Consider the following 6,234-nt stretch of genomic DNA (forward strand, 5'->3'; position numbering starts at 1 on the left):
CGACCAGGTCGGGCTGGGCCTGCGCGGGCGTGCCGAGAACCTCGCCGGGCGGGTCCGGGCGCGCCCGCGACGTGCGGCGACGCTGCGCGGCGCGCGGGTGCTCCTCGTGGACGACGTGCTCACGACCGGCGCGACGCTCGCCGCGTGCCGGGCCGCCGTCGAGGCCGCCGGGGGACGCCCGGTCGGTGCCCTGGTGCTCGCCGTCACCCGTCCGCCGGGGGTGGCTACCGCCTGGTTGGTCGAGGGGGCCGACGGGGGATAGCGTGGTCACCCAGAGCAGCCGGACGGCATCGACGTCGGACGGCTCCCGGGACTCGACGGGCCTGTGCCCGAGCGAGGAGGTGGTGCCGACTCCCTGCCCCGTGAGGGGCGCGAAGCGCATGCTGCCGGGCGGGTACGACCCGCCCCCGGACCTCCAGGAGGTATCCCATGGAGATCGTCGTCGCAGGCCGTCACACCGACGTCCCCGAGCGGTTCCGTCAACACGTCACGGACAAGCTCGCCAAGCTCGAGCAGCTCGCGCCCCGCGCGCAGCGCATCGACGTCGAGGTGACCCACGAAGCCAACCCCCGCCAGGCGGCCGCCGCCGAGCGGGTCGAGCTGACCGTGGTCGGCAAGGGACCGGTGATCCGGGCCGAGGCGTGCGCGGACGACCGCTACGGGGCGTTCGACCTGGCGATCGACAAGCTGTCCGAGCGGCTGCGCCGTGCGCGCGACCGGCGCAAGAACCACCGCCGCGCCCCCGTGCCGCCGTCGGACCTGTCGGCCGTGCTGCCCGAGCCCGAGCCGCCCGTCGAGGACACCGCGCCGCAGCGCGACGCCGACGGGGTCCTCGAGACGACGCTCGGCGACTCGCCCGTGGTCATCCGGGAGAAGGTCCACCTGGCCAAGCCGATGACGCTCGACGACGCGCTCTACGAGATGGAGCTCGTCGGCCACGACTTCTTCCTGTTCGTGGACGCCGAGACCGCGCAGCCGTCGGTGGCGTACCGCCGCCGCGGGTGGAGCTACGGCGTCATCAAGCTCGACGCCGCCGTGGCGGGCACGCTGCCCACCGGTGGCGCCGGCGAGCCCGTGGGGGCCGTGGCCCAGCGCTGACGCGCCACGGCGCCCGCTCGTCCCGCGCCCGTCGGCACCGGGGTCTCCCGGGCCGGCGGGCGCGGTCGTGCCCGGGGTCGGTGGCGTGCCGGTGCGGTGCTCGGTGCCGTACCGGAGGCGAGGGTCGGCCCGACCAGGGCGGATGTCGGTGGTCGGGGGCACGATGGGCGCCATGGCGTCCCGACCCACCCGTTCCCTGTCGCTGTCGCAGGCCCGCCGGGTCGCGCTGCGTGCGCAGGGGCTCGACCGGCCGCGCCCGGTGCGCCCCGGCCCCGCGACGATGCGGCATCTGCAGCAGGTCGTCGACCGCCTGGGGCTGCTGCAGATCGACTCGGTCAACGTCGTCGCCCGGGCGCACCTGGTGCCGACGTTCTCCCGCGTCGGCCCGTACGACCCGGCGCTGCTCGACCGCGCGGCGGGCCGGGCGCCCCGGCGGCTGGTGGAGACGTGGGCGCACGAGGCGTCGTACGTCCCGCCGGAGACCTGGGCGCTGCTCGGCTGGCGGCGGCGCGCGTACCGGGACCACGCGTGGGGCGTGATCCGCGAGGTGCCGCTGCGGTACTCGCCGCTGGTGGACGACGTCCTGGCGATGATCGCCGCGGACGGGCCGCTGACGGCCAGCCAGGTGCACGCGCGGGTCGAGGGCGACGCGCCGCGCGACCGGTCGGAGTGGGGCTGGAACTGGACGGCCGCGAAGCGGGTGCTGGAGTACCTGTTCTTCACGGGGCAGGTGACGTCCGCCCGGCGCAACCCGCAGTTCGAGCGGTGCTACGACCTCACCGAGCGGGTGCTGCCGCCGCACGTGCTCGCGGCCCCGGAGCCGGACGACGACACCGCCGTGCGGTCCCTGCTCGCCATCGCGGCCCGGGCGCACGGCGTCGCGTCGGAGCGCTGCCTGCTCGACTACTTCCGCCTCCGGGGGCCGCGGGCGCGCGCCGCGGTGCGGGACCTGGTGGCGGACGGGACCCTGGAGCCCGTCACCGTGGCGGGCTGGGAGCGGCCGGTCTACCTGCACGCGGAGGCGGACCTGCCGCGTCGCGCGACGGGTCGTGCCCTGCTCAGCCCGTTCGACCCGCTGGTGTTCGAGCGGCGCCGGCTGGAGGAGCTGTTCGGCCTGCGCTACCGGATCGAGATCTACGTCCCCGAGGCGCAGCGCGTGCACGGGTACTACGTGCTGCCGTTCCTGCGCGGCGAGCGGCTGGCCGCGCTGGTCGACCTCAAGGCGGACCGCAAGGCGGGGCTGCTGCGGGTGCACGCGGCGCACCCGGCCCCGGCGGCGCAGGACCAGGCCGTGCGCCCCACCGGCGGCGACGACGGCCCGGGCGCGGTCGCCGACGACCTCGCGGTCGAGCTCCGGCTGCTCGCCGGGTGGCTCGGGCTGGACGACGTCGTGGTGGGGGACCGCGACGGCACGCCGCGCGGGACGCTGGCGCCGGTCCTCGCGGGAGCGCTCGCGGCGGTCTGACGCCGCGCCGGGCCGTTCGTCGGTTGCCGGTGGTCACGGCGGTGCACCTACGATGGTCCGGGCCCGGCTGTGCGGTCGGGTCGCCAGGGAACGCCGCGCGTGGCCACGCGCGGCGCAGCGAGTCGGGAGTGCACGTGCCTGCGATCCTCGAGAAGGTCCTCCGCCTGGGCGAGGGACGGGTCCTCAAGAAGCTGTCGGGCATCGCCCAGCAGGTCAACGCGCTGGAGGACTCCTTCACGTCGTTGTCGGACGCCGAGCTGCGCGAGGAGACCGACCGCTTCCGCGCGCGCCTGGAGGACGGCGAGAAGCTCGACGACCTGCTCGCGGAGGCGTTCGCCGCCGTGCGCGAGGCCGCCCGCCGCACCCTCGGCCAGCGGCACTTCGACGTGCAGCTCATGGGCGGCGCGGCCCTGCACCTCGGCAACATCGCCGAGATGAAGACCGGTGAGGGCAAGACCCTCGTCGCGACGGCCCCGGCGTACCTGAACGCGCTCAGCGGCAAGGGCGTCCACGTCGTCACGGTCAACGACTACCTGGCGAGCTACCAGGCCGACCTCATGGGCCGCGTCTACCGGTTCCTCGGCCTCACCACCGGCGTCATCGTGTCGGGGCAGACCCCCGCCGAGCGCCGCGTGCAGTACGCCGCCGACATCACCTACGGCACGAACAACGAGTTCGGCTTCGACTTCCTGCGCGACAACATGGCGTGGAGCACCGACGAGCTGGTGCAGCGCGGCCACCACTTCGCGATCGTGGACGAGGTCGACTCCATCCTCATCGACGAGGCCCGGACCCCGCTGATCATCTCCGGCCCCGCGTCGGGCGACGCGAACCGCTGGTACGCGGAGTTCGCCAAGGTCGTGCGGCGCCTGCAGCCCGAGCGCGACTACGAGGTCGACGAGAAGAAGCGCACCATCGGCGTGCTGGAGCCCGGCATCGAGCGCGTCGAGGACTACCTCGGCATCGAGAACCTGTACGAGTCGCTGAACACCCCGCTGATCGGGTTCCTCAACAACGCCATCAAGGCCAAGGAGCTGTTCAAGCGCGACAAGGACTACATCGTCGACAAGGGCGAGGTGCTCATCGTCGACGAGCACACCGGTCGCGTGCTCGCCGGGCGCCGCTACAACGAGGGCATGCACCAGGCCATCGAGGCCAAGGAGGGCGTGGCGATCAAGGCCGAGAACCAGACGCTCGCCACGATCACCCTGCAGAACTACTTCCGCCTGTACGACAAGCTCTCGGGCATGACCGGTACCGCCGAGACCGAGGCGGCCGAGTTCCAGGGCACCTACAAGCTCGGCGTCGTCCCGATCCCCACCAACCGCGGGATGCAGCGCATCGACCAGGCCGACCTCGTCTACAAGGGCGAGGAGGGCAAGTACGACGCCGTCGTCGAGGACATCGTCGAGCGCCACGCCCAGGGCCAGCCGGTCCTCGTCGGCACCACCAGCGTCGAGAAGTCCGAGATCCTGTCGCGCAAGCTCCGCAAGGCGGGCGTCCCGCACGAGGTGCTGAACGCGAAGCAGCACGCCCGCGAGGCGTCGATCGTCGCGCAGGCCGGGCGCAAGGGCGCCGTCACCGTCGCCACCAACATGGCCGGTCGTGGCACCGACATCATGCTCGGCGGCAACGCCGAGTTCACCGCCGTCGCCGAGATGGCGGCCCGGGGCCTGGACGCCAAGGAGGACGCGGAGGCGTACGAGGCCGCGTGGCCCGAGGTCCTGGAGAAGGCCAAGGCGTCGGTCGCCGCGGAGCACGAGGAGGTCACCGAGCTCGGCGGCCTGTACGTGCTCGGCACCGAGCGCCACGAGTCGCGCCGCATCGACAACCAGCTGCGCGGCCGCTCCGGCCGGCAGGGCGACCCGGGCGAGTCCCGGTTCTACCTGTCGCTGCAGGACGACCTCATGCGGCTGTTCAACTCCGGCATGGCCGAGTCGATGATGACGCGCGCGGGCTTCCCCGACGACCTGCCGCTCGAGTCCAAGATCGTGACCCGCGGCATCCGCTCCGCGCAGTCGCAGGTCGAGGCCCGCAACTTCGAGATCCGCAAGAACGTCCTCAAGTACGACGACGTCCTGTCCCGGCAGCGCGAGGTCATCTACGACCAGCGCCGCCGCGTGCTGGAGGGCGAGGACCTGCAGGACCAGGTCGAGCACTTCCTCGAGGACGTCCTCGACGAGTACGTCACCGAGGCGACCGCCGAGGGCCACCCGGAGGACTGGGACCTCGAGCAGCTGTGGACCGGTCTCAAGGCCGTGTACCCCGTCTCGATCGAGGTCGACGAGGTCGTGGAGCAGGCCGGCGGCATCGGTCGGGTCACCCCGGAGCTGCTGAAGACCGAGCTGCTGTCCGACGCCCGCATCGCCTACGCCGAGCGCGAGAAGAGCCTCGGCGAGGCGAACATGCGCCAGCTCGAGCGCCGCGTCGTCCTGTCGGTCCTCGACCGCAAGTGGCGCGAGCACCTCTACGAGATGGACTACCTCAAGGAGGGCATCGGCCTGCGCGCGATGGCCCAGCGCGACCCGCTGATCGAGTACCAGCGCGAGGGCTACCAGCTGTTCCAGGCGATGACCGGCTCCATCAAGGAGGAGGCCGTCGGCTACCTGTACAACCTCGAGGTCAAGGTCGCCGAGCCCGCCGCGCAGACGGCGGACGGCCAGCCCGCCGCCGGCGCCCAGGGCGAGGACGGCGCACCGGTGCTCGTCGCGAAGGGCATCGAGGGCCCGGAGCGTCGCGTGCCGCTCCAGTACTCCGCCCCGAGCGTGGACGGGGACGCCGGCACCACCGTCACCGGTGCCGGACGCCGGGCGGGCGGTCCGGCCGTCCGCGCGGCGACCGCACCGGCGCAGGGCGCCGAGCCGGCCGCCGACGGCGAGGAGTCGGGCAACCGCGAGGCCCGTCGCCGCGCCGCGAAGCAGCAGCGCAAGCAGGGCTGACCCGGGTCGCCGCCCGCGGCGACGACGGACCCACGGACACCCGTCCGCTCATCCGAGCGGGCGGGTGTCCGCGTCCCGGCGCCAGCCGCGACCAGCGGTGCCGGCCCGTGACCAGCGGTGCCGGCCTGCGACCTGCGGTGCCGGCCCGTGACCAGCGCTGCCGGACCGCTACCGGTCCCGGCTCGTGACCAGCCGGCCCCGGCCGGCGGTGTCAGCCCACCACGAGCGCCGCCGCGCGCCAGCGACCCGACGCGCGGGTCAGCCGCACGGCCACCCCGCGCACCCGTCCCGCGTGCGCGACCACCACCGACGCCTCCACGACCTGCTCGTCGACCGGGCACACCCGCACCCGCCGGACCGTCGCGCGCCGCCCGCCGGGCATCCCCAGCGCGGAGCCCCGCGGCACCGTGAGGGCCGCGCGTCGCGCCAGCCCGTCGTACACGTCCGGTGTCAGCCACCGGGCCAGCTGCGCGAGCGGGCGGACGCCCGCCAGCACCTCCACGGCGGCGAGCGCCACCATGCAGCACGCGTGCCGGGAGTCCAGCGACCCCGACGCCCCGGCACCCGTCCCCGGGGGGAGCGCGGGCAGCAGGGGGCGCCGGGACGGCGGGGGTGGCACGGCGTGGCTGTACGTCGCCAGCGCGGTGCGGCCCAGCGGCTCCACGGTGGGCCCGCTCGCCCCCGGTGCGGGGCGGGGCGCCGCCCCGGCCCGCACCGGGCCGTCCAGGGGCC

At 74.5% G+C, this 6,234-nt stretch carries 5 protein-coding genes; 4 read left to right on the plus strand and 1 reads right to left on the minus strand.

Translation table 11 applies throughout. The annotated features are described in order from the left end of the window. The 4 genes from EBM89_RS19005 to secA form a co-directional block, all read left to right on the plus strand. Positions 1–262: phosphoribosyltransferase family protein (locus EBM89_RS19005; protein ID WP_255414358.1), on the plus strand; the 262-nt coding region annotated here is incomplete at its 5' end. A 167-nt stretch (positions 263–429) separates the two neighbouring features. Further along, positions 430–1,098: a ribosome hibernation-promoting factor, HPF/YfiA family gene (gene hpf / locus EBM89_RS19010; RefSeq protein ID WP_122151180.1), complete on the plus strand. Its 669-nt coding sequence runs from the start codon at positions 430–432 to the stop codon at positions 1,096–1,098. A gap of 172 nt (positions 1,099–1,270) precedes the next feature. Beyond that, positions 1,271–2,563 (plus strand): winged helix-turn-helix domain-containing protein, encoded by a 1,293-nt coding sequence (locus EBM89_RS19015; protein WP_233571857.1) that lies wholly within the window; start codon positions 1,271–1,273, stop codon positions 2,561–2,563. A 134-nt stretch (positions 2,564–2,697) separates the two neighbouring features. Continuing rightward, the gene (gene secA / locus EBM89_RS19020) at positions 2,698–5,502 is read left to right on the plus strand and encodes a preprotein translocase subunit SecA (RefSeq protein WP_122151183.1); all 2,805 of its coding nucleotides are present in this window, start codon (positions 2,698–2,700) and stop codon (positions 5,500–5,502) included. A gap of 211 nt (positions 5,503–5,713) precedes the next feature. On the opposite strand, the gene EBM89_RS21510 is transcribed toward secA, so the two are convergent. After that, positions 5,714–6,234, minus strand: a 521-nt coding sequence (locus EBM89_RS21510; RefSeq protein WP_158609725.1) for an Rv3235 family protein, incomplete at its 5' end; no start/stop codon positions are given.

Source organism: Cellulomonas triticagri (assembly GCF_003696205.1).
Lineage (GTDB): Bacteria > Actinomycetota > Actinomycetes > Actinomycetales > Cellulomonadaceae > Cellulomonas > Cellulomonas triticagri.

What these genes read in the sequence shown, in the direction of transcription:
- hpf (WP_122151180.1), top strand. Translation starts at nt 430, where the DNA reads ATGGAGATCGTCGTCGCAGGCCGTCACACCGACGTCCCCGAGCGGTTC.
- EBM89_RS19015 (WP_233571857.1), top strand. Translation starts at nt 1,271, where the DNA reads ATGGCGTCCCGACCCACCCGTTCCCTGTCGCTGTCGCAGGCCCGCCGG.